This is a genomic window from Mesorhizobium sp. M1169 (assembly GCF_040318345.1).
In the GTDB taxonomy this organism is placed as follows: domain Bacteria; phylum Pseudomonadota; class Alphaproteobacteria; order Rhizobiales; family Rhizobiaceae; genus Mesorhizobium.
This window is the reverse complement of sequence record NZ_JAMYME010000042.1, coordinates 1-23,369: the sequence shown is the minus strand read 5'-3', so window position 1 is coordinate 23,369 and position 23,369 is coordinate 1. Positions and strand designations below refer to the sequence as shown.

The window sequence follows — 23,369 nt, the reverse complement described above, 5'->3', positions numbered from 1 at the left end:
TGCAGCCAATCACTCTGCATTCAATTCCACCTTTCCTCCATCGCAAACGTCAGGTGCTTTTGAGCGTTCCGTTCATCCCGTTCGGGTAGAAGCCGCCCTTGCTGACGCCGGCCTTGTCGGTCGAGATAGACGATCCGAAGCACTTCCTGGGGCGTCCTCGTGAAGGCGATCGCATCCGGGTCGATGGAACGATATTGGCTCTGCCCTTGCCAGCCAGACGAAGTGACCGTCCGACCTGGCCTTACACGCGCAGCTTTCAGTTCCGACGGCACCCAAGTCGCAATTATTTCCGGCGAAGAAAGGGTCCGTATCGTTCGCGTTTTCCAGACACCCAACGACCTCATTGACTTCGCCCGGCGCACCTCCCAGAGCTTGACCAAGACCGCTCTGGTCTTGATCAATGCGCCACGCCGTCGGATGCGTGCAGAAGTCTCCAGGTCAAGCCGATGCTGCCATCGAACTCGGATGCAAAATGTTCGGCGGCGACGCCTTCCAGGCCGTCATCGACAAGAGCCTCGATGGTTCGTCGCACCAGCGCGAGCTGCATCTCGCGGGCGTGTGCCAGGTCTGTCTCTCTCATGATTTCCGTGACGTGGTAGGCGACAACGGGCTGGCCGAGGCAAGACATGAGCGCGCTCGCTTCTGACGTCACTGCGGTAACTGCGTCTTCGATCTTCATTCTGGCGCTCCTCATCAAACATGATGCGGCGCCTCCCCATGACACGACGGTGTTCCGTCGCTTCTTTTTCAATTTCGAATGTCGTGAGTGAAAGTCTGGTGCGCGAACAGGAGAATTACCCTCTCTTGTTCCAATCTCCTTGAGCAGCCACGCTACCCAAATCAGTATGCTGCAAAATTGAATTAAAGGCGACCGAATAGTTAATCGATGGTTAATGGCTGCGCTCGCATCTCGGGCATTCGGCGCATGAAACATCGGGCAGGTCCGCCTCGCGCCTCATGTCAGCCATTGAAGGCACTGTTGCCACTGCCTGAACGCAGACATTGTTGGCGATCATTTTGGAGGTCGCGGTTGCGCCAGGAGCAGCGGTGAGCCCAGGCAATCTGATTGGGAGCGTGACCTTGCCCCTCTTATCTAATCCGGTTTGAAGTTCGTTCTGGCCCATCGAGAGGACCAGGACATGAAACGTAGCCGCTTCTCTGAAGAGCAGATCATCGGAATTTTGAAGGAACATGAGGCCGGGGTATCGGTTGCCGATCTGTGCCGCAAGCACGGGGTCAGCGACGCCTCGATTTACAACTGGAAGGCCCGCTTCGGCGGGATGGATGTCTCCGAGGCTCGGCGACTGAAGGGTCTGGAGGACGAGAACACGCGGCTGAAGCGGCTTCTGGCCGACGCCATGCTCGACAATGCCGCGTTGAAGGATCTTGTGGGAAAGAAATGGTGACGCCCGCGGCCAAGCGGAAAGCTGTCGCTCGCCTGAAGGAAGGCTTCGGGATGAGCGAACGGCGGGCGTGTAAAGCCATCGGCTGTTGCCGCATGACGGTTCGCTACGAGACCAGCAGGCCGGACGACCGCGAGCTTCGCGAGCGGATGAAAGCGACCGCGCAGGAGCGTCGCCGGTTCGGCTACCGGCGTCTTCTCGTGATGCTGAGGCGGGAAGGGCCTGGTCGTGAACCGCAAGAAGCTGTTCCGGCTCTATCGGGAGGAGAAGCTCGCCGTTCGCCGCCGACCGGGCATTGGACGGACTGAAGCAGAAAGAAGATAATGAAATGGATAAGATAGAGCGGCATCTTGCTCTTGCTCCTACGATGGACTGGATGAACGTGGCGATCAACATCTTTCGGATACATTTGTGATAGCGGCGCAGCAGCCGCCAAGCTCAGATAACAGGACATCTGTTTAGAAAACCAAACATCAGATTTGATATCCGGCAGTCGACGTGCTATGGCTCCAGAGCAGAAGGAACTTGCGCCATGGCACGCTCGACCGCTCAAAGCGCTTTGCGCTATCCACTCACCATTATGCTCGGCACCGACGCAAGCGTGAGATTGCTCCGGGAATTATCCCGGCACGGCGGCTTGCTTTCTTCACCATTGCTTGCGGCTCGTAGCGGGCTTGCGAGGGCAAGCGTGTGGTCTGCTCTCGCAACCTTGGAGGGGATTGGCATCGTATCTTCAGAGGGAACGGGCAGGGCTCGTCTTTATCGGTTGAATGATCGCCATCCACTGGCGACATCACTGGAAGCCCTCTTTGAGCAGGAGGCGCTTAGGTATTCCAACATTCGCGCTGTAGTCACTGAGGCGGTCTCCGCAGTTCGGCCGAACGTACTCGCGGCCTGGATTTACGGCAGCGTGGCGAGGGGCGAGGACCGTCCAGACAGCGATCTCGACATCGCAGTGGTTACGCCATCCGAAAAGCTAGAAAGCGCGCTCCAAGAGATCCGTGAGGCACTGGTCACCCACGGTGAAGAGCTTGGCTTCAATCCCTCGGTGGTGGGACTCACTCCGCAGGATGTGGCGAGGCTGTCGAGCACGGGAGACCCTTGGTGGGGCGGCGTCGAAGCAAATGCCCTGCTCGTCTTGGGTCCACGCCCGGACGAACTCGCAACAAAAACTCGCCAGAAGGCGTTGGCATGACCAGAAGAGGTGCGACGAAAGTAGTCGAGACAGGCTTTGGCGAGGAGCGATTGCGCATCGCCCGCTCATATTTGAAGGCTGCCCGTTTGGAGGTGCAATGTCTGAAACGGGTGACATCGGCAATCCGGCTATGTCGCAGATCGTGAATGCGGCAATAGCATACGCCGATGCGCTCACTGCCCGATTTACAGGAACGATCAACCGCGCGGATCATGCGGCCGTGGTGAAAACCATGCGCGATGCGCTTGGAAATCGCCTTCCTGCAGCGCAGGCCAGCCGGTTGCGGAGCATTCTCCATGAGAAGGACGAAGCTCAATACGGAATCAGGGCAAAATCACTCCCCGAAGCCGAGAGCTTGCTCGACAAGTTGGAAAAGTTCGCGGAGTGGGCGGAAAAAGAACTGGAAGTCTGATCAGCAATGGAGGCGGCATGTCGCTTATGGCGACCTGAATGTTACTTCAGCAGTTTGATCAGCACTGTGAAAGCCGCGTCGATGTCAGCGCGAACCGCGGCCCGGACAGCTTCCGCGTTGCGGTCTCGCAGCGCTGCAAACATCTGCTGATGGTGCTGGTTGGCGGTCGAATAGTTTCCAGAATCGTGCAGCATGTTGAAATAGGGACTGATCTGCAGCCACAGGTTCTCAATGATGTTGAGCATGTTTTCCGAACCCGCGGCTCGATAGATGGAGAAATGAAAGGCGTAGTTGGCCCTGAGGTAGGATTTGACGTCGCCGGCGGCATTGGCCTGTTCGAGTGCGTCCAGATGCTGGCGCAGCAGCGCCACGCTGGGATCGTCCATTCGCTCGGCCGCCCATGCGGCGGCGATCGCCTCGATCTCAAACCTGACGTTCCTGAGATCGATGAGTCGCGCGCGGCTTAATGCCGGTATCCCGATCGAACGGCCCGAAACCACCATCAATGCGTTGGCGGCGCTCAGACGCCGCAGGGCCTCGCGAACCGGCATCGGGCTGACGCCGAAAGCGTCGGCGAGGCTCTGCACCGTCACCATTTCACCTGGAACGATACTGCCGTCGAGGATCAACTCGGTGACGTGCCGGTAAACCCTGTCCTGCAGGGTTTCCCTAGACAGCGGCGTAATCTCGACGCCCGGCTTCCTGAATGCCGCCCCAGCCATCTGTGCCTACCTTTCCCCAAACGGCGACGCTCTTGTCCTACCCGGCGCCTGTGCCCGGAATGCAAGGTTCGGATTGCCGCGTCAAGCGCCGGCGTATCCGGCTTTTACCCACTAGCATTTCATCATTGATCTTTGATCAAATCATGATACGGTCAGCTGCATCGAATGACAAGGAGCACGTTTCGTGCCCTTGGGAGGCATTTGGTCGTCTGAATTGGGAGGAGTTTCGAATGGGTATCGGATCGAAAGCCCGGCGGCTCGCGCTGCTTGCCGGCATGGCTGTTTGCGCCTTTGGGATGTCGGCGGCCGAGGCGGCCGGAAAGCACAAAATATTTCTCAGCATGAGCTTTATCGGCAATGATTGGCAGGCCGAGGCCGCCAACATGGTCAAGGCGATGGCGTCGCACAAGAGCATGGCCGACAAGGTCGACCTCCAGGTTCAGGTGGCCGGGCCGAACGCACAGCGCCAGATCCAGCAGATCAACGCGATGGTGCAGGCAGGTGCCGAAGCCATCGTGATCTTCCCGATCTCGCCGACAGCGCTCAACCAGGTGGTGAAGAACGCCTGCGACAAGGGGGTAAAGGTGTTTGCCTATGATGCCGAGATCACAGAGCCCTGCGCCTACAACGTCCATATCGATCAGGAAGAGGCTGGCCGCGTGACGGCGGAGTGGCTGGTCAAGAAGCTCAATGGCAAGGGCAACATCATCGCAGTGACCGGCGTTCCCGGCACCTCGGTCGACGATCTGCGCACCAAGGCCGCAAAGGAGGTGTTTGCCAAGCATCCCGACATCAAGATCGTGGGCGAGGCTGTCGGTATGTGGAGCCAGGCGGTGGCCCGTACCGAACTTTCCAAGATATTGGCGACGCGCAGCTGGGACGACATAAATGGGCTGTGGATGCAGGTCGGCTGCTTCACCGCCAATTCCATGCAGCTCGAGGCCGGCAAGAAGAGCAGCGAATTACTGCCTTGCGCCGGCGAGGGCTCCAATGGCGGGCGCATCCAGATGCTGCCGGAGGGCACGGAGGTCGAGGGCGCAGCCTCTCCCTATGCGCCGCTCGGCGCGCCCCGGATCTCCTATGCATCGCCGCCCTATTCCGGCGCGCTTGCCCTCAAGCTTGCAGTCGAGGCACTTGACGGCAAGGAGGTTGCCAAGAAGACGATCCTGCCACTGCCGGTCGTCACCAACGACACGATAAAGCTTTGTAACGAAGGCACCTGGGCAGAGATGAAGGCTGGCTGTAACGCCTTCAAACCGTCGCTGGTCTCCAACCCCGGCTGGTTCGCCTCGATCTTCTCCGACCAGACACCTGAAATCGGTCTCGCGGCCGCCCTTGTCGGCCAGCCCGAGGAGTAAGGCTCTCCGAATGGGGCGTGGGGTGCTTTGGAGGCACTCCCACGCACCCCGTGCAGGCCGGGACTGGGATCATGATGTCAGCGCAATCGACAGCTGTCGGCATAGAGGGCGTCCGCAAGGCGTTTGGTGCGACGGTCGCCCTCGATGGCGTCTCCTTTGAGATCGTTTCGGGCAGCGTGCACGCGCTGCTCGGCGAAAACGGTGCCGGCAAGTCGACGCTCGTCAAGCTGCTGTCGGGACTGGTGCGGCCCGACGAAGGGCAAATCACCGTTCTTGGTGAACCGGCGCCACTCGGTTCGCCGCGCGCCGCGCACGCCAAAGGCGTGCAGACAGCCTTCCAGGAAATGACGCTGGTGCGCGATCTCAGCGTTCTCGACAACATGCTGCTGCCCTACGCGCCTGTCGGCCCGAGCGGCCTGATCAGGCGGGCGAGCGCGCGCAGGGCGGTGCGCCAGCACATTTCAGATCTCGGCTTTTCGGTCGATCTTGATGCCGAGGTCGCGACCCTCGATCTCGCCGTCCGCCAGAAGATCGAAATCGCGCGCGCGCTCTATCGCAAGCCGCGCATCCTCCTGCTCGACGAACCGACCTCGACGCTGTCGGGCGGCGATGTCGAATGGCTGGGCGGCATCATCGCGCGACTTAAGGCCGCCGGCACGACGGTCGTGTTCATCACCCACCGCATGCGAGAGGTGCGGGCCTTCTGCGACACGCTGACCATTCTCAGAAACGGCCGTCACATCGTGACGGCGCCGGTGGCCGACGTCCCGGATGGAGAAGTGATCGAAAAGATCATCGGTCGCAGCATCGCCCAGACCTTTCCGCCGAAACCCGAAAGCGAGGCGGTCTTCGGTCCGCCGGTGCTCGGCGTACGCGATCTCAAGGCCGGCATGAAGCTCGACGGCGTCGGTTTCGACCTGCGCAAGGGCGAGATTCTCGGCATTGCCGGGCTTCAGGGCATGGGCCAACTCGACCTGTTCCTCGCCTGCTTCGGCATGGCCGAGATCGAGCGCGGCCATATCCTGGTCGACGGGCGCGAAGTGTGGCTCGGCTCGCCCGCCGATGCGCTCAAGCCCAACATGGCGATCGGGCTGGTGCCGGAGGACCGCAAGACCGAAGGTCTGTTCCTGAAGCTCTCGGGCCGGCAAAACGTATCGCTGCCGGTCGTCGCGCGTTTTACCCGATTTGGCCTGATCAGCAGGCACGAGGAGGCGCAGGCCGTCCAGTCCGCCTTCTCGGCGGTCGAGGTCGACCACCGCGCCATGTGGACGAGGGCGGGGGCGTTTTCGGGCGGTAACCAGCAGAAGATCGCCATCGCCAAATGGCTGGTCGCCGAGAGCCGCATCCTGCTGCTCTTCGACCCAACCCGCGGCATCGACGTCGGCACCAAGCACGAGCTCTATGTGATGATGCGCGACTATGTGGCGGCCGGCGGCTCGATCCTTCTGCATTCAACCGAAATTCCCGAGCTGGTCCATCAATGCGACCGAGTGCTCGTCCTCTATGACGGTCACTTGGTGGCGGAGCTTGCCGGCAACCACATCACGGAAGGCGCGATCATGCGACCGGCGCTGGGGCAAGGCGAGTTGGTCCGGGAGGCGGCGGAATGAGCGTGACGAGTTTGCCCGCGGCGGCACCGGCCGCGACATTGACGCGGCTTCTCGCGCGGCACAGCGGCGCGATCATCGCGGCGATCGTCTTTGCGGTGCTCCTGCTTGTCGTCGATCTGGTCAGTGCCGGGCGGCTCACCTATTTCGACATTTCGTTTCTCTCCAGCGGCGGCGCCACCTCGGCACTGGCGGCGATCGGCCAGACGGTGGTCATCCTGTCCGGCGGTTTCGACCTGTCCGCCGGCGCGGTGATCTCGCTGGTCAATGTCGTCCTGGCAAAAGGTATGGATCCGATGGCGACCGGCACCAGTGTCGCGCTGTGGACCTTGGCCGGAATTGGTGTCGGCATGCTGGTCGGCGCCTTTAACGGCTTCTTCATTGCCGTCCTGCGCATGCAGCCTATCGTCGTCACGCTGTCGACCATGTTCATCCTGCAGGGGGTAACGCTGCTGGTCATGGACAAGCCGGGCGGCTTCGTCTCGCCCGATCTTGGCGCCTTCTATCTCGGTGATGCTATCGCCGGCTGGATACCGATGCCGCTGGTGGTCATCGGCGTCGTCCTGCTCGCCTGGTTCTGGCTCAAAGGCACACGCTTCGGGACCGCGCTTTATGCCGTCGGCAGTGATCCGGACGCGGCCGCTTCGGTCGGCGTGCGCGTCGTTCTCGTGCGCTTCGTGGTCTATGTCATAGCCGGCGGCTGCTACGGGCTCGCCGGCGTCTTCATCAGCGCACAGACGGGCAGCGGCGATCCGCTCGTCGGTAACCCGTTGTTGCTGTCGATGTTCGCGGCGGTCGTCGTCGGCGGTACAAGGCTGGGCGGCGGTCAAGGCGGGCCGGTTGGCACCGTCTTCGGCGCCTACATCCTGATGATGGTCGTCAACATCCTGCTCGTACTCAACGTCTCGGCCTATTATTCGACGATCGCCGAGGGCACGATCCTGATCCTTGCCGTGCTTGCCGGCTCGCTGTCGTATGGCTCCGTGCTCGCCCGCCAACTGCGTGCGCTGCGGGCGCGGTTGGCCGCATGGCGCGCCGGAATGCTGCCCTCGCAGATCGATCGCACCGACCGGCGGCTGAGGATCGCGCGTGGCAGCACCGACGATCAGCAGGCGCCGCAGCCGGCCTTCCATATACGCAATGCCGAGACGCTGCGTTATGCGCTGCCGGCCTATGTCTGCCTGGCCGTCGTCGTGATCGTCACCCAGATCTGGCTCGGACGCGCCATCGTCAACGTCACCTACTGGAACTCGCTTTTCGTGCTGTCGAGCTTCCTCGCCGTCCTGGCGCTTGGGCAAGGCAGCGTAATCCTCACCGGCGGGCTCGACCTGTCGGTGCCGTGGACGATCGGTCTCTCGGGCATCCTGCTTGCCGGCATGGTCAACGGCTCGGATGGTGCACTTGCCTATGCGCTGCCGGCGGTGCTGCTGACAGCTTGCCTGATCGGTCTTGCCAACGGCATCGGCATCGTCTTCCTCGGCATTTCGCCGATCGTGATGACGCTGGCCACCAACGGCATTCTGCAAGGCGTCGCGCTGCTTTACTCGCAGGGTACGCCGGCCGGCTTCTCCTCGCCGATGCTGCGCTGGTTCATGACCGGGAAGGTATTCGTTGTGACGCCGGTGGTGCTGTTCATGATCACCTTCGTCGCGTTTGCTGTGCTGCTGCTTGGCCGCACCCCTTTCGGCCGCCGGGTTTATGGCATCGGCAACAGCCTGCGCGCGGCCCAGCTCTCCGGCATCGCGGTCGGGCGCACGCTCATCCTCGTCTATGTGCTGTCGGCGGTCTGCGCGGGGCTCGTCGGCATCATGCTGACCGGCTTTTCCGGCCAGGCCAGCCTCGGCATGGGCGACGATTATCTGCTGCCCTCGATCGCCGTAGTCGTCGTCGGCGGTGCGCTGATCACCGGCGGGCGCGGCCACTATCTCGGCATGCTGGGGGGCGTGCTGCTTTTGACGGCGTTGCAGATGCTGCTCGCCGGCACGACGCTGCCTTACGCGACGCGGGCGATCCTGTTCGGGCTGGTGGTGCTCGCTGCCGTCATGGCGCTGCGCGAAAGGCGGATTCAATGAAAGGAATGGAATAATGAGCTCCAGCGCACCGGCATCGGCGGACGAATTCCTGACCGGGATCAAAGGCCAACGCGTGCTGGTCACGGCGGGCGCCGGCGGCATCGGCTTTGCCATTGCAGAGACACTGTCGCGGCTCGGCGCACGTGTCGTGATCTGCGACATTTCCGACGAGGCGCTGGCCGCCGCTTCAGAGAGGCTCACACTCACCGGCGCAGTCAAAGCGGACGTTTCACGCGACGACGATGTCGACCGGCTCTTCGAGACCATAAAGGAGAAGCTCGGCGGGCTCGACGCCCTGATCAACAATGCCGGCATTGCCGGGCCGACCGGCGGGGTCGATGAGATCGATCCGGCAGACTGGCGGCGCTGCATAGATATCTGCCTGACCGGCCAGTTCCTGTGCGCGCGCCGTGCCGTGCCGCTGATCAAGGCGGCGGGCGGCGGCTCGATCGTCTCGATGTCTTCGGCCGCCGGCCGCCATGGCTATGCGTTCCGCACGCCGTACTCGGCTGCCAAGTTCGGCGTTGTCGGCCTGACCCAGAGCCTTGCCAAGGAACTCGGACCGCATGGGATCAGGGTCAATGCCATCTTGCCCGGCATCATCGAAGGGCCGCGCATCGACAAGGTCATTGCCGACCGGGCAAAGCAGCTCGGCGTTTCAAACGAGGAGATGACACAACGCTATCTGCAGAACATCTCGCTGCGCCGCATGACCAGCCCATTCGATGTCGCGGCGATGGTGGCCTTCCTGCTTTCCGATGCGGGCATCAACATTTCCGGCCAGTCGCTCGGCGTCGACGGCAACGTCGAGACACTCTGAGGGGGAGATCATGGCGAAGGTAGCAATTGTCGGAAGCGGCTTCATCGGGCGAGCGTGGGCGATCAGCTTCGCTCGTGCCGGCCATGATGTGCGCATGTGGGACCAGGCGCCGGCCGCGGCCAGCGGTGCGCGCGACTATATCGCTGGGGTGCTCGGCGACCTTGGCGCCAACGATCTGCTGCGGGGACAGGCGGTCGATACCGTGCTTGGCCGCATCATCATTGTGGAGGAGCTTGGCGAGGCCTTGGCCGATGCCGTCCATGTCCAGGAGAACACGCCGGAAAACCTCGAGGTGAAGCGTGACGTGTTCTCCCGCATCGACGCACTTTCCGGTCCGCAGGCGGTGATCGCCAGTTCCACCTCGGCGCTGTTGCCGTCGAGATTCACCGATCATCTTGAGGGGCGCCATCGCTGCCTCGTCGTGCACCCGATCAATCCGCCCTATCTCATCCCGGCAGCGGAGGTGGTGCCGGCGCCATGGACCTCCGCCGAAACGGTGGAAAGGACCCGCGCGTTTCTTGTCGAGGCGGGCCATGCGCCACTGGTGATGAAGCGCGAGCTCGACGGCTTCATCATGAACCGCTTGCAAGGCGCGCTGTTGGAGGAGGCGTTTCGGCTCGTCGCCGACGGCTATGCCAGCGTCGAGGACGTCGACACTGGCCTGCGCGACGGGCTGGCGCTGCGCTGGTCGTTCATGGGTCCGTTCGAGACGGTCGACCTCAATGCACCCGGTGGTGTGCGCGACTATGTCGAGCGCTATCAGGCGATCTATTCCAACATCTTCCCGCAGATGCTGCGCCGCGTCGACTGGGCCGGCGAGGTCATGGAGACGGTCGAGGCCGAGCGTCGCAAGCGCCTGCCGCGGGAAGAACTCGGCGAACGGCAGGTCTGGCGCGACCGCCGGCTGATGGCGCTGGCGGCGCACAAGAAAAAGTCGGATCAGGAGTTTGGACAATGACGCAAACAAGCCGCAAGCCCGGCGCCCAGCAACCCAGCGGCAAGGTCATCATCACCTGCGCGGTGACGGGGGCGATCCACACGCCGACTATGTCGCCTTATCTACCGATCACGCCGGACCAGATCGCGCGCGAGGCGATCGCGGCGGCGGAGGCGGGTGCGGCGATCCTGCATCTGCATGCCCGCGACCCCGAGACCGGCAAGCCCGACCAGACGCCAGAGGCGTTCGCGCGTTTCCTGCCGCGCGTCAAGCAAGGCACCAATGCCGCCATCAACATCACCACCGGCGGCAGTCCTTACATGAAGGTGGAGGAGCGTGTGCGCCCCGCCGCCCAATTCAAGCCGGAGGTCGCCTCGCTCAACATGGGCTCGATCAATTTCGGGCTCTATCACCTCGCCGACAAATACGAGACGTTCAAGTTCGATTGGGAAAAGCCGCATCTGGAAGCGACGCGTGATCTGGTCTTCCGCAACTCGTTCAAGGACATCGAATACATACTGGCAACCTGCTACGACAATGGGACGCGCTTCGAGTTCGAGTGCTACGACATCGCCCATCTCTATAACCTCTCCCATTTCGCCGATCGCGGGCTGGTGAAGCCGCCGTTCTTCGTGCAGTCGGTGTTCGGCCTGCTCGGCGGCATCGGCACGCACCCGGAAGACGTCGCCCATATGAAGCGCACCGCCGATCGCCTGTTCGGCGACCAGTTCCGCTGGTCGGTGCTGGGTGCGGGCGCCAGCCAGTTGCGCATCGCGGCACAATCGGCAGCGCTTGGCGGCAACATTCGCGTTGGGCTCGAAGACAGTCTTTGGGCCGGTAGGGGCAGGCTTGCCAAGTCGAATGCCGAGCAGGTGGTGCTCGCCCGCAAGATCGTCGAAGGCCTCGGCATGGAAGTGGCAACGCCCGACGAGGCCCGCGAAATCCTGTCATTGAAGGGCGGCGACCAGGTCGCGTTCTGACCGGCTTCTGCAAGGTTCGAACGGAGGAGGACGGCATGAAGATCGAAGTCGTGGTGGACGTGAAGACCACGCTGGGCGAGGGACCGTTGTGGGACGTTGAACAGGAGCGCCTCTACTGGATCGACAGTTTCGACGGGCGTGTGTTTCGGGCAACCGCCGACGGGAGCGAGATCCGTTGCTGGGACGTGCCGATGAAGATCGGTTCGATGGCATTGCGCAAGGACGGAGGTGGCGCGGTGGTATCGCTGCAGCGCGGTTTCCATCTGCTTGATTTCGCCACCGGCGAGGTGACGCCGATTCACGATCCGGAGCCGGACAGGCCGATGAACCGGCTCAATGACGGCAAGGTCGACCGGCGCGGCCGCTTCTTCGCCGGCTCAATGGACACGATGGAAGAGGGACCCTCCGGCGGACTCTACCGGCTCGATCCGGATTTCTCCGTTACCAGAATAGATTCCGGCATCATCTGCTCGAACGGTCCGTGCTGGAGCCCGGACGACCGCACCTTCTATTTCGCCGACACCTGGACCGGCGAGATCTGGGCCTACGACTACGACATCGCAACCGGTGCCGCCACCAACCGGCGCACTTTCACGCGTGTCGATACCAGCCGGGGAGGGGCGGCTGACGGCTCAACTGTCGATGCGGAAGGATTCCTGTGGAACGCGCTGGTCTATGACGGCAGGCTGGTCCGCTACGCGCCCGACGGCAGCGTTGATCGCATCATCGACATGCCCGTCAAGAAGATCACCAGCGTCATGTTCGGCGGGCCGAGGCTCGACACCCTGTACGTCACTTCGATGGCCAAGCCGCCGCTGCCGCGCTTTCCGGGCGACGGAGTTTTACGCGGCAGCCTTTTTGCCATCACCGGCCTCGGCATAACGGGAGTTCCCGAGCCAAGATTTGCCGCGTAAATCGGTGCGTAATGGCGATGTCCTTCCTGCCTGCTTGGTGCCACCCCAACGTCCCGCCGCAGGGCAACTGGTGCTGGAAGCTCGTGCCCTGCGGTTCTGATGGAACCCACAATGAGAGGCTTGAGGCGCCTTCGCCTGACGTGCGCGCGAACATGTCCCTGGAGAAACCATCAACCGAGCGTTGGAAACCTGCTCGCAACAAGAAATCCACCCATTAGCAACTCCAACGCATCGAGTGCCTCTTCGTCCCGCAAATCGGTCAGAGCTACGCTGTCCACCAAGACAACCTTTTCATTGTCTATGTCATAGACTTCCCAAAGCCCGTCCCTGATCCTTCGCATGGCGTGTCGACGCTCCATAAGCGGAACCTAATACTCGAGTCGCGGCGACGTTGATAGAAAATTCGGGCACGAGCCGATCATAATAGTGGAAAACCGCAGGTCGCCCTGACGATGCTCTTACGATCGAGTCCACGAAGAAGCGCTTCAGAAAACGAAGAGCACCGATGGCGGCAGCACGACAGGCGCTGCGCCGGCTATCACCAGTCCTGTGTTGAGGGCAGGTTGGATTCCGCTATCAACCGCTTCGTCATCGACCACAAGCTGCAGTCATAGCCCTTCGTCTGGACCGACGATCCCGACAAAATCATCACGGCCGCCGCGCGTGCACCAGGCGCTGGAGTCGATCCATAGCATTGACTATAGCAGTGTGGCGGTCCGCGAATGTCCGCTCTCCCAATAGGCAAGTTCGACCCCAAACAGACGTCCTCGTCAGTCTTTCGCTAGTCGACACGCAGGCCTCGATGGCGACGACGTCCGTGAACGACAGGATTGGAGCTTTCGGTACTGATATACGGTTCTACCTCAGGCAAAGAGCAAATCGTGGACTACGGCGCCCATCAGGACAACGATTGCGAGCAGGGAGACTGCAAAAGCGATCGTGCGCCAAGGCTGCATGGCCTTCAGATAGACTATCGAATGTACGATCCTGGCGACTACAAAAATTGCGAAAATGGGAATTGCAATTGCTGCCTTTCCTCCCGTGAAAACAAAGAGCAGGCCCAGCAGCAGAAATGGATAGATCGTGGCCTCGGCATTGCGGTGTGCGCGCAGGAGCCGCGCGACAGTTGGCGGGTCAATTTCTGACACAGGTACACCATAGCGAGCCCCATCCTCCGGATTGATTGCCACGCCACCCTTCGCGCGGATCGCCCCGCTGGAAGCCCAGAGCATCAGAAGATTAAGGCATAGAACGACGCAAGTGATGGCATACGCCACCAGAGCCGCATCTGCCGCTGTCCAGATTGATTGTTGCATCTAATGTTACTCGCCGCTGCTCGGAGCAGTTGACGGAGAGCTGGATGTCCGTTGTGCCATCGCGCCAATATGTGCGGCAAGGTTGTCCAATGTCTTGGCCGTTCCGGTGTCGATGCCCATTTTCAGATATTGCTCCAACCGTTCCGCCGAGCCGCACTCGATCCTCACCGTCAGAAACGTCTTGCCGCCAGTCTGGTCGAGAATGACACGCCCGATCGCCCCCATTGCTTCGAAGACGAGATGACGCGGCGGTGCGATCTCGCGATAGACGCCAGCGAACTGGTTGGCGCCAGGGGGATGCCGGTTGACGAACCTGAAGGCCCCTCCCGGACGCAGGTCGATCTCGCATTGTGCGAGCGGTTCGCCTGATGGATCCCACCAGCATGCCACATGCTCCGGCTGCGTCCATGCCTCGAAGACCTGTTCACAGGGCGCAGCAAGCACGCGCGTCAGAATGATCGTGTGCGTGTCCCGGTCGAGTATCAGGTCGGTGTTCGCGATCCCTGCCAGCATGCTACTTCTCCTTTTTGCCCATTTTTTCGAGGTGGCGATCCAGATTGTCGAGCCTGTCTTCCCATTGGCTGCGAAACGGCTCTACCCAGTCGGCAATATCCTTGAGAGCCGTTGTCACCAGCTTGCGCGGTCGCCGCTGCGCATCACGTCCGCGTTCGATGAAACCCGCATCCTCCAGCACCTTGAGATGCTTGGAGATCGTGGGTTGACTGAGTTCGAATGGTGCCAGCAGTTCCGACACCGTGGCTTCGCCCGTCGCAAGGCGGGCCAGGATCGCGCGTCGCGTGGGATCGGAGAGGGCCGAGAATGCCTTGCTCAGACGGTCGCCGGTGGGTCCATATATTGCCATATGACTATATAGCCATATGGCGATTAACGAGTCAAGACCTTAGATAACAGGCCGTCGGCTAGGCACGACGATTGCGTCGGGTGGGCGGGCTTCTTTTGCTTACCCTATCCGAGCAGTCCGATGGGTATGTCTGGGGAAGCCGCTCCAGATTGCCAATCGTTTTCCTGTTGAGCTGCATACCGATTGCCTATTCGGCACCGGGCGGAGATGTTTCAATGGCCAGGACCTCCAAGCCGTCAATTTCTTGCATCACCTTTCCAGCGATGCCTTGCAAGTCGCCATACATCCCCGCGGTCGACTCGATTACGCCTTGTATTTGAGCCTCCCGCTTGGCCCACAGGCGTGTTGTGGCCTTGCGTTCCTTGGCCAGGTCCTCCTGCATATCAGAGAACTTTTCGACGATGGCCTCGACGCGATGGCGGAACCGCGGACCGGTCAGATAGCCATAGACCTGCTCCATTTTGGTGGCTTGGCCGTCCTGGGCGAGGCGGGAGTTCGCCAGCTCGATGAGTGATTGTCGCAGCATGATTGCGATCGGCATCGCGCATTTGGGATGGGCGACATAGACCCCGTCCAGAAGATCGAAGGTTTCCACACCGGCAGGCAGAGCTTCCGAGATCATAAGCGCAATGTCCGCATGGCTGGCCGGCCGGTCCGACGACGCGGTGCAGGACATCTCCGCCGAACTCACCCTTGGCAACCGGTTCAATGACGTCCATCGGGAACCGGCCGGCAATGAGGGCTTCCAGCTGAAGCTCCAGAACTTCACCCTGCAGCTGCTGGGAACCCTGTTCCGCACGGCGCTTCAGCTCCTCAATCTGACGCTGCATGCCTGCGATCTGTTCTTCCTTTTCCGCGACCTTCATTTTGAGCCCGTCTTCCGCTTCCGACCTCGCCTTGACGCGAACGGCGTCCAGCCCCTCCTGGATCTTCCTTTCGATGGTCAGCGCCATCTCCCGGCTTTCGTCGTCAAGCGCACGCTGCTTTTTCAGGAATTCCGCCTGTTGCTGCTGGGCCTCGGTGAGCTTTTCGTCGCGCGCCTTCAACGTCGCCTCCAGCTCGGCAAGCTTCTTATCCTTGTCCTCCAGGTCTACCGAAAGCAGCAATTTTGCCTTGCGGGCTTCCTCGACCGCGATTCCGGCACGCTCAAGCTTGATTTGCCCAGCCACCTGGTTGGCGATGTCCTCTTTGGCGGCGACGATCTCGGCCTGCTGGCGCTTGAGCTCCTCTTCTCTGGCAGCCATCGATGCCTTGCTCTGCGCCAGGCGCATTTCGTATTCTTCACGCGTGGCAGCAATCAAAGGGGCCGCGAGCGACTCATTGAGCTTGATTTCCGTCTTGCAGCTTGGGCAGCTGATTATCGGCTCATTGAGAATCCTGTCCCCCTGCAGCATGGTATTGATGGGCTGGACGGTCATCTGCGCGCTGCCTCCCTAAGGAATCAGTTAAAGGACACGCCAGACTATATATCTCGCCACGCGTTTTCGGAAAAGAACAAAAAGTGAACCATTTTTCTGCGGCTCCATGAAGTCCATGTGATCGGCGATGTATCTGCGCGTGCTGACTGAGAAGGCGAGGGCCGGGGAGTTTTCGGTCGGGCCTATGCTGATGGCTGCTTTGAAAGCTAGTGGGTCACCGACCAGGATGGCCGGTAACGGAATCGCCTAGCCTTGCTCTAATTTAGCTTGGGCCATATTTGCTGTGACTGAGTGGTGATCCCACAGGAATCGAACCTGTGACCTACAAATTAGGAGTTTGTCAGGCGACCTTTACTGTTGTTCCCAATGCCGGTCTTTGTACGATTGCGCTGCCTCTAACATGTTCAAGTTGTTGTAGTTTTCGTACTGCACGGCTATAATAGCGTAGACAAACCAACAGAGCGCGTGGCATTGCTTACTATGCGTCGGCCAAACCGGACTGCCGCAACTGCGCGACGGCGTCGACCTCGCCTGGTATAGCGGTCTTACCACATGGTTGACGCCTGCGAGGTCCAGCAGCACGCCCCTTGTCATCGGTCCAGCGTGACCAAGAGTCCGGTGTGCGTCAAATCCCGAACAAGGCCATGGTTTCTTCTTATTCCTTTTTGGGTCAGGGCGGGCAGGCGCTCTCGATTATCCTTGCCGACAACCAATCCAGGCCAACGTCCGACGTCGATCGTGCATGCCGCACGAGGCTGAACGTAAACGGATCAATGGCGAGTGGCGTTTTCAGGACCGCAAGCCCGAACTGATCGGCGTATTTGGCGGCGAGCCGGGCCGGGACCGTTGAAGAGAGATCACCGCTCGCCACAACGCCCATGGCCGTCATGAACATCGGGACGCTGGCGACAACCCGGCGCCGAAGCCGGCGCTTCTTCAGAGCCTGATCGACCATCCCATGAAATCCACCCCTGAATGAGACGAGGATGTGATCGAGCGATAGGTATTCTTCGAGCGACATCGCCGCGTGGTGAGCGACCGGATGGTCTTTCCTGACAACAACGACAAAGTCTTCTTCGAAGACTGGCACGGCCCGGAACTCGTCGGGCAGATCCCAGACGCGCCCGATCGCCATCTCCATTTCGTTGGTGCGCAGGGCGTTCAGGCTTTCGGTTCCGACAGCGAATTGAAACGCCACCCGGCATCCAGGTGCCTCGGCACGCAACGTCCTTATCAGCGGCGGGGCAATCACGGCGCCGACAAGGTCGTTGCCGGCGAGCCGGAACGAGCGCGTGGATGTTTCGGGGTCGAAGTGCGTGGGAACGTTGAGTGCATCCTGGGCAAGTCGAAGAATGACTTCGACTTGTGGGAGAAGCTGTGAGGCACGCTGTGTCGGTTCCAGACCGTTCGGGCGCCTGACGAACAGGGGATCGTCGAAGAGTTCCCGTAGCCGAGCCAGCGCATGGCTGACGGCAGACTGGCTGACACCCAGCGTAGCCGCAACAAGCGTTGTCTTTTGCAATCGAACGAGATCCCGAAAGATCGTCAGCATGGTGAAGTCGAGCCGGCGCAGTTTCTGCTGATCGGTGTTGGCTTTGCTAGTCAACTGCATCTCCTACTTGCTGCACCAGCCATCCTGTTCAGCCATGATATCCGAATTGTTCATATCACATATCCAGCGATTTCAGTTGAACGAATAATGACTCATCCTATGATCGAAGGCGAGAGGTTCGGTCGTGGCAGTGGCCGGTCGCAAGAAGGGATCGCTGAACTTGATGGATAGTCCACTGGGCGCACCGACCAAGGTCGGATCGCTGGATCGAAGGCAATTGCTGGTCGCGACCGGCGCTCTGCTCCTGTCGGCGCAGGTCACCGTCAAAGCGCGGGCCGCATCTTCACTCCCCGACAAATTCATCAATGCCTGGCTGCGCATCGATCCAGACGACATGGTGACGATCATGCTCTCCCAGTCGGAAATGGGACAGGGCATCCAAACCACCCTTCCTTTGGTGCTCGCCGACGAACTCGGCGCCGACTGGTCGCGCGTCGCGCTTGAATGGGCCGATTTCGATCCCGCATACCGGCACCCGCAATATCAATGGATGTTCACCGGCAACAGCGAATCGATCTCGACCTTCTTCCCGATCATGCGCACCGTTGGCGCCGCCGCACGCGAGATGCTCGTCGGCGCGGCCGCGACGCGTCTGGGGGTTGCCGCTGCGAGCCTTCGCGTCGACCAGGGCCGCATCCATCATGATCCGACTGACCGGGTGGTGAGTTTTGGTTCGGTTGCCGCTGACGCGGCAAGGCTCGATATTCCAAAGGATCCTCATCTCAGGCCGACAAGCAGCTTGGAACTGATCGGCAAGCCGCAGCCACGCGTCGACATACCCTCGAAAGTCGATGGCTCGGCGATTTTCGGCATCGACGTGAAAGTGCCCGGCATGGCGGTGGCCGCCATCCGCCGCGCTCCTTCGCAAGGGGGATCGCTGGCGGCCTTCGACCCAACGGCGATCAAGACTGAGCGCGGTGTGCTTGCCGTCGTCGAAATTCCGTCCGGCCTCGCTGTCGTTGCCAATGACTACTGGACGGCGAAGCGCGCTCTCGATGGCGCAGAGCTTACATTCAAGCCGGGTCCACTCGCCGGATATTCAACCAGTGGCCAAAGGGCCGAATATAGCGCGCTGCTGAAATCCGCGTCGTTCGACACGAAAGTCAAAGCGGGCGACGCTTCTGCCGTTCTGGCGGCTGCCGACAGCCCGCTTGAGGCTATCTTCGAAATTCCGGTGCAGGCGCACGCGACGATGGAGCCGATGAACTGCACGGCCCATGTGACGGACGATCGGTGCGAGTTGTGGATCCCGACACAGGGCGTCGAGATCACCCACGCTGTCGCCAAGCAGATGCTGGGTCTCGCCGACGACCAGATCATCATCCACAGAACGTTGCTGGGCGGCGGCTTTGGGCGGCGGCTGCTCGCGGATTTCGCGAAGATCGCGATCCTGGTTGCAAAGGCCGCCGGCCGCCCGGTCAAGGTCATCTGGAGTCGGGAAGAGGATTTCCGCTACGACGCCTACCGCCCGCCAATGGTCCATGCGGTGAAGGCGTCTCTCGGCAATGACGGGTTGCCGGCGGCGATGACGCATCGTGTCGTCTCGCCGTCCCACATGCTCTACATATTCCCGCGCGGTGTCATCAAGGCACAGGGCGACTGGGCGCGGCCGATCATGCCGCCGGCGGCATACGATGGCATGGCCGTCGAGGGCCTGACCGAGACGCCTTACGTCATTGCGAACTATGCGGTCGAACAACATCGCGTCGACACGCCGCTCTCGGTTTCCGTCTGGCGCACGACCGGCCACGGACCGAACAATTTCGTCCTGGAAAGCGTCATCGACGAGTTGGCGCACCGCGCCAATGCCGACCCGCTTTCGTATCGGCTGAGACTTGCCGCTTCCGATCCCCGCGCGGTCGCGGTGCTGAACGCTGTCGGCGCGCTGTGCGGCTGGCCGGCTGCATTACCGGCGGGGCGATTCCGCGGTCTGGCGCTCGCCAAAGCATTCGGCGGCTATATCGCGCAAGTCGTCGAACTCTCCGTCAAGGACAAGACCATCAAGTGTCACCATGTCTGGAGCGCCGTCGATATCGGCCAGACCCTCGACCCAGGCATTGCCAAATCCAACATCGAGGGCGGCGTGGTCTGGGGACTTTCCGGCCTGCACACCGAGGTAACCTTCGCAGACGGCGAGATCGAACAGACGAATTTCGATCAGTTTGACCCGCTGCACGTGTCCGAGACGCCTGTCATCACGACTCGGTTCGTCGAGAGCGGCGCCAAGCCGACAGGCGTCGGGGAGATTGGTCCCGTGCCGACGCACGCCGCTTTCTGCAACGCCGTGTTCGCCGCGACAGGCGAGCGCATCCGAGCCCTGCCGATTTCGCGCAGCGGCTACCAGCGGATCTGACGGGAGCAACGCAATGACACGATTTTCCGTCAATGGTCGCGCGGTCACGGTCGACGCCGAGCCGGACATGCCGCTGCTTTGGGCATTGCGCGATCACCTCGGCCTGACGGGCACTAAATTCGGTTGCGGCATCGCTGCCTGCGGCGCCTGTACAGTGCATGTCGATGGCCAGCCCGTGCGCTCCTGTTCCTTTTCGCTCGGTGAAGCTGAGGACAAACATGTCACGACGATCGAGGGACTTTCGGATAACCGCTCGCATCCCTTGCAGCAGGCCTGGATCGCAGAGCAGGTTCCACAATGCGGTTATTGCCAGTCCGGCATGATCATGGCCGCCGCCGCGCTGATCAACGACAAGCCGCATCCGACGGATGAAGACATCGATGCGGCAATCACCAATCTGTGCCGCTGCGGCACCTATGCCCGCATCCGCGCCGCGGTGCATCGCGCTGCGGGTGATGCGTGATGACTGGCCATCGGCTTGCGCTGGGAGCGCTCGTCGGCGTGACGATTGCCGCCGTCTCGGCGTTCGTGCAGCCGCTGTGGTCGCAAACGAACGGCGGCAGTACGGCCTCAGCCGACGCCTTCGCGAAGGTCGCCCGCGTCATGACAAGCCCGCGTTGCCAGAATTGCCACACATTGACTGACTATCCGCGCCAGGGCGACGACCGGCATCGACATCTGTTTCGTGTGGCGCGTGGACCCGCGGATCATGGTGCGGCGGGCCTGCCATGTTCATCCTGTCATGGAAAATCGAACAATGCGGCCAGCGGCGTCCCCGGCGCCGACGAGAACTGGCGCCTCGCGCCACTCAGCATGGGCTGGGACGGCCTTTCGACAAATGAGCTCTGCGAACATTTGAAAGACCCGCGGCACAACGGAAACCGCACTGGCGATCAGGTCATCAACCATTTCAGATCGACGCTTGTGAGATGGGCCTGGTCACCAGGTACCGATCGGACCGGGCAAGCACGAACGACCCCGCCGATCCCCTATGATGAATTCGTGATGGATGCCGAAATCTGGATGAGGAGCGGAGCCGAGTGTCCGAAATAGCCAACCCTGAGGATCTGCCGGATCGCAACACACTGAACAAAGGCGCCGCCGACCGAGGTCGCCGCCACTTCCTGCAATATGTGGCCGGTGCGACAGCCGTCCGGGCCGGGTTGTGCGGGTGCGGCATTCATCCCGCCCTTGCGGCCAGCAGCACGACTACGACGCCTGGTGCGGGACCTGTGGTCGACCCTGGCAAAGGCTACCTTGTCCAGCAGATTGGCGATGGGCTTTATTGGGTTACGGATGGTGCCTACAGCACCATGTTTCTTGTCTCTTCGACCGGGGTGATCGCTTGCGATGCGCCACCCAGCCTTGGGGAAAACTACTTTAGGGCTATCGCGGACGTCACGGACAAGCCGGTGACGCATCTGGTCTACAGCCACGAACATGTCGACCATATCGCCGGCGCGCATCTGTTTGCAAAGGACGTTACGATCGTGGCCCACGCCCGGACAGCCGAACTGCTCTCATCGCGGAAGGACCAGCGGCGCCCGGCTCCAACTGTAACCTTCGAAACGACCTATACCCTTGAGCAGGGAAACCAACGCCTCGAACTGGCCTACAAGGGCATCAACCATTCGATCGACAACATCTTCATCTTCGCGCCACGCCAGAAGACCCTGATGTTCATCGACGTCGTTTATCCCGGCTGGATGCCCTATAAGAATCTCGGCCTCGCCGTCGATATTCCCGGCTTCGTCGAAGCACACCGCACGGTTCTTGCCTACGACTTCGAGACGCTGGTCGCCGGCCACGTCAGTCGTCCTGGAAACCGCGCGGATGTCGAGACCCAGGTCGAACTGGTGAAGGACCTCGTCGAGGCGGCGGAACAGGCCTACGCGAGCCTGTCCTTTCCCGCCTTCCTGAAGCAGCATCCGCCAGGGCGCAGTGGCAAAACAGCCTGGGACCTTCATCAGGGCTATGAGCAGGCCCTGGTCTCCCAGATGCATGATGGGCTGCTAACGAAATGGCGCGACAGGCTCGCCGGGACCGAAACCTACCTGCGGGACAATTGCTGGGCGATGCTCGAAACATTCGTCGTCCAGGGCAAGCCGGATATCTCCGGGCTGTAACGCAATACTGTTTGTGGATTCAACCTTCACGGCCTGCGAACCTGAGCAGGTATTGGCAATGGTCGAACGTCAGAACCTATCCACAGCAAAAGCCTTCGCAATTGCACGGCGGCAGGGCTTGACGTGCCCCACGGCAGGGCATTGACGAGGAGTTGACGGATGGCGAACGTTGTTATCGTGGCGGGCGGCTGGCATGGAGGCTGTGAGATCACGCCTTTCGCGCGCAAGCTGCGTGAACTTGGACATGAAGTCGTTTCTGCAGCTATGCTGGACCGACGTAGCAGACCAAATTGGATTGTCACAGCCTTCGGAGTCACCCAAGGCAGGCGCGCATCAATGTGGCGCATATCTAGCCCGGATATCTCACACAGTCTTTCGGCGCGAGGCTGGCGGCGGAGATTTGCCGGCGCTTGAGCTGCGGGCAAAGGATGTCGGCCGCTTGGAGCGGACACCGCCGCGCTCAAGGCCGAGTGCGAGGCTGGCGACCGGGCGAAGGATCTGCTGGAAGCGTTCTCAACGACGCCTGCCACGACTGTCGCCGGCGTGGCGGGCAAGCTTGAGGCCGTGTTGCACGAGGGTAAGGCCTGGGGGGAATGCTCCGAGTTCCCCTGGCCGCAAATCCGCTCGGCGCTTAGCGATCTGGTGCGCATCGCCCGGCAGAACATGCCGGAACAGTTCTTTTCACGGCGAGCAGCGTCCTAAGATCCTGAGGCGGCGGGCTGGCTGCTGTTTCCGCGGCTGAAAAATGGAGGCGCGATATTAAGATCCCGTCCAACCCAACTTCCGGCTTCAGCCGAGAACCCCTCAGCTTGCAGTGAAGCGTCTGCCTCACGTCACCCTTCAACCGCCATGGAATTGCCAGCGCAGAGCCCTCTTGCGGCATCTCACCATCGGGCGGTGAGCGATCCCAATCTGTTGGATGCCTTCAACCGCGATGCCGCCGTGCAGAAACGGACCGTGCCTGAAGCTGCAGAGGCAGCGACTGCCCTGCGGGGAAAGACAGCCGCAACCGCAATCGCCTGGTGCGCGGTGTCGGCGTATTGCTACGGGCGGATACGGGAGTACCGGTTCTGGTTTCGGGTATTCGCCTATCTTTGCCGAAGTGGAAGCAGCGTCGGAGAGAGTTCGTCCAGGCTTTTCCCCGATAGGGAAATCATGTTCGACGAGGGAACTGCCTGCTTGTCGAGAGAACGCCGGACCGAAGTCAGCCCGTCAAGGCCAGAGCCGCATCGCTGTGGCGCGTGCTGCGCCAGCCTTGACCG

General features: G+C 61.3%; 20 protein-coding genes and 3 pseudogenes. 15 read left to right on the top strand and 8 right to left on the bottom strand.

Features of this window, described 5'->3' with window-relative positions; genetic code table 11:
* Positions 1 to 49 precede the first annotated feature (49 nt).
* Together NKH41_RS28085 and NKH41_RS28080 are read right to left on the bottom strand one after the other, a co-directional pair.
* A pseudogene (locus NKH41_RS28085) lies at positions 50 to 205 on the bottom strand (ferritin-like domain-containing protein); the annotation flags it as partial.
* 192 nt (positions 206 to 397) lie between these two features.
* Positions 398 to 679, bottom strand: coding sequence for a hypothetical protein (locus tag NKH41_RS28080; protein WP_352473173.1), 282 nt, complete (start codon positions 677 to 679; stop codon positions 398 to 400).
* 460 nt (positions 680 to 1,139) lie between these two features.
* On the opposite strand from NKH41_RS28080, the pseudogene NKH41_RS28075 reads away from it, so the two are divergent.
* The 3 genes and pseudogenes from NKH41_RS28075 to NKH41_RS28065 form a co-directional block, all read left to right on the top strand.
* Positions 1,140 to 1,721 (top strand): annotated as a pseudogene (locus NKH41_RS28075) (transposase); the annotation flags it as partial.
* Positions 1,722 to 1,935: 214 nt separating this feature from the next.
* Positions 1,936 to 2,598, top strand: coding sequence for a nucleotidyltransferase domain-containing protein (locus NKH41_RS28070; protein WP_352775248.1), 663 nt, complete (start codon positions 1,936 to 1,938; stop codon positions 2,596 to 2,598).
* A gap of 97 nt (positions 2,599 to 2,695) precedes the next feature.
* Positions 2,696 to 3,010: a hypothetical protein gene (locus NKH41_RS28065; protein WP_352935018.1), complete on the top strand. Its 315-nt coding sequence runs from the start codon at positions 2,696 to 2,698 to the stop codon at positions 3,008 to 3,010.
* Positions 3,011 to 3,051: 41 nt separating this feature from the next.
* On the opposite strand, the gene NKH41_RS28060 is transcribed toward NKH41_RS28065, so the two are convergent.
* Positions 3,052 to 3,732 carry a GntR family transcriptional regulator gene (locus NKH41_RS28060; protein WP_352473177.1) on the bottom strand — a complete coding sequence of 227 codons (681 nt, stop codon included), beginning with the start codon at positions 3,730 to 3,732 and terminating at the stop codon, positions 3,052 to 3,054.
* 230 nt (positions 3,733 to 3,962) lie between these two features.
* Between NKH41_RS28060 and NKH41_RS28055 the strand changes: the two genes are divergently transcribed.
* From NKH41_RS28055 to NKH41_RS28025, 7 genes are all read left to right on the top strand, one after another.
* Complete coding sequence (locus tag NKH41_RS28055) at positions 3,963 to 5,090, top strand: sugar ABC transporter substrate-binding protein (RefSeq protein ID WP_352542536.1); 1,128 nt, start codon at positions 3,963 to 3,965, stop codon at positions 5,088 to 5,090.
* A gap of 71 nt (positions 5,091 to 5,161) precedes the next feature.
* Positions 5,162 to 6,700 carry a sugar ABC transporter ATP-binding protein gene (locus NKH41_RS28050; RefSeq protein WP_352935016.1) on the top strand — a complete coding sequence of 513 codons (1,539 nt, stop codon included), beginning with the start codon at positions 5,162 to 5,164 and terminating at the stop codon, positions 6,698 to 6,700.
* Positions 6,697 to 8,769: an ABC transporter permease subunit gene (locus tag NKH41_RS28045; RefSeq protein WP_352935013.1), complete on the top strand. Its 2,073-nt coding sequence runs from the start codon at positions 6,697 to 6,699 to the stop codon at positions 8,767 to 8,769. Before NKH41_RS28050 ends, NKH41_RS28045 begins: the two co-directional genes overlap by 4 nt.
* 13 nt (positions 8,770 to 8,782) lie before the next feature.
* Positions 8,783 to 9,589, top strand: a complete 807-nt coding sequence (locus tag NKH41_RS28040; RefSeq protein WP_352935010.1) for an SDR family oxidoreductase — start codon at positions 8,783 to 8,785, stop codon at positions 9,587 to 9,589.
* Positions 9,590 to 9,599: 10 nt separating this feature from the next.
* Positions 9,600 to 10,547, top strand: coding sequence for a 3-hydroxyacyl-CoA dehydrogenase (locus tag NKH41_RS28035; protein WP_352935007.1), 948 nt, complete (start codon positions 9,600 to 9,602; stop codon positions 10,545 to 10,547).
* Positions 10,544 to 11,506 (top strand): 3,5-dioxohexanoate:acetyl-CoA acetone transferase, encoded by a 963-nt coding sequence (gene kce / locus NKH41_RS28030; RefSeq protein ID WP_352686489.1) that lies wholly within the window; start codon positions 10,544 to 10,546, stop codon positions 11,504 to 11,506. The genes NKH41_RS28035 and kce overlap by 4 nt, the downstream gene beginning before the upstream one ends.
* Before the next feature lie 35 nt (positions 11,507 to 11,541).
* Positions 11,542 to 12,420: an SMP-30/gluconolactonase/LRE family protein gene (locus tag NKH41_RS28025; protein ID WP_352935004.1), complete on the top strand. Its 879-nt coding sequence runs from the start codon at positions 11,542 to 11,544 to the stop codon at positions 12,418 to 12,420.
* Positions 12,421 to 13,283: 863 nt separating this feature from the next.
* Here NKH41_RS28025 and NKH41_RS28020 read toward each other — a convergent pair.
* The 5 genes and pseudogenes from NKH41_RS28020 to NKH41_RS28000 all read right to left on the bottom strand — a co-directional run bounded on the left by NKH41_RS28020 (position 13,284) and on the right by NKH41_RS28000 (position 17,568).
* Entirely contained in the window at positions 13,284 to 13,736 is a 453-nt protein-coding gene (locus tag NKH41_RS28020) for an MAPEG family protein (RefSeq protein WP_352473188.1), read from the bottom strand.
* A gap of 6 nt (positions 13,737 to 13,742) precedes the next feature.
* Positions 13,743 to 14,249 (bottom strand): SRPBCC family protein, encoded by a 507-nt coding sequence (locus NKH41_RS28015; RefSeq protein WP_352935001.1) that lies wholly within the window; start codon positions 14,247 to 14,249, stop codon positions 13,743 to 13,745.
* A gap of 1 nt (position 14,250) precedes the next feature.
* Positions 14,251 to 14,598 carry an ArsR/SmtB family transcription factor gene (locus NKH41_RS28010; protein WP_352473191.1) on the bottom strand — a complete coding sequence of 116 codons (348 nt, stop codon included), beginning with the start codon at positions 14,596 to 14,598 and terminating at the stop codon, positions 14,251 to 14,253.
* A gap of 187 nt (positions 14,599 to 14,785) precedes the next feature.
* Positions 14,786 to 15,428 (bottom strand): annotated as a pseudogene (locus tag NKH41_RS28005) (DUF2130 domain-containing protein).
* Between the two features lie 1,258 nt (positions 15,429 to 16,686).
* The gene (locus tag NKH41_RS28000) at positions 16,687 to 17,568 is read right to left on the bottom strand and encodes a LysR family transcriptional regulator (RefSeq protein WP_352934998.1); all 882 of its coding nucleotides are present in this window, start codon (positions 17,566 to 17,568) and stop codon (positions 16,687 to 16,689) included.
* A 223-nt stretch (positions 17,569 to 17,791) separates the two neighbouring features.
* On the opposite strand from NKH41_RS28000, the gene NKH41_RS27995 reads away from it, so the two are divergent.
* The 5 genes from NKH41_RS27995 to NKH41_RS34260 form a co-directional block, all read left to right on the top strand.
* Entirely contained in the window at positions 17,792 to 19,981 is a 2,190-nt protein-coding gene (locus NKH41_RS27995; protein ID WP_352934996.1) for a xanthine dehydrogenase family protein molybdopterin-binding subunit, read from the top strand.
* A 13-nt stretch (positions 19,982 to 19,994) separates the two neighbouring features.
* A complete protein-coding gene (locus NKH41_RS27990; protein ID WP_352542524.1) occupies positions 19,995 to 20,444 on the top strand; it encodes a (2Fe-2S)-binding protein in 450 nt (149 codons plus the stop codon).
* A gap of 38 nt (positions 20,445 to 20,482) precedes the next feature.
* The gene (locus NKH41_RS27985) at positions 20,483 to 21,034 is read left to right on the top strand and encodes a hypothetical protein (protein WP_352934993.1); all 552 of its coding nucleotides are present in this window, start codon (positions 20,483 to 20,485) and stop codon (positions 21,032 to 21,034) included.
* Positions 21,022 to 22,107 carry an MBL fold metallo-hydrolase gene (locus tag NKH41_RS27980; RefSeq protein ID WP_352934990.1) on the top strand — a complete coding sequence of 362 codons (1,086 nt, stop codon included), beginning with the start codon at positions 21,022 to 21,024 and terminating at the stop codon, positions 22,105 to 22,107. The genes NKH41_RS27985 and NKH41_RS27980 overlap by 13 nt, the downstream gene beginning before the upstream one ends.
* Positions 22,108 to 22,956: 849 nt before the next feature.
* A partial coding sequence (locus NKH41_RS34260) for a Y4oE-related protein (protein ID WP_502906061.1) occupies positions 22,957 to 23,369 on the top strand: 413 nt, incomplete at its 3' end.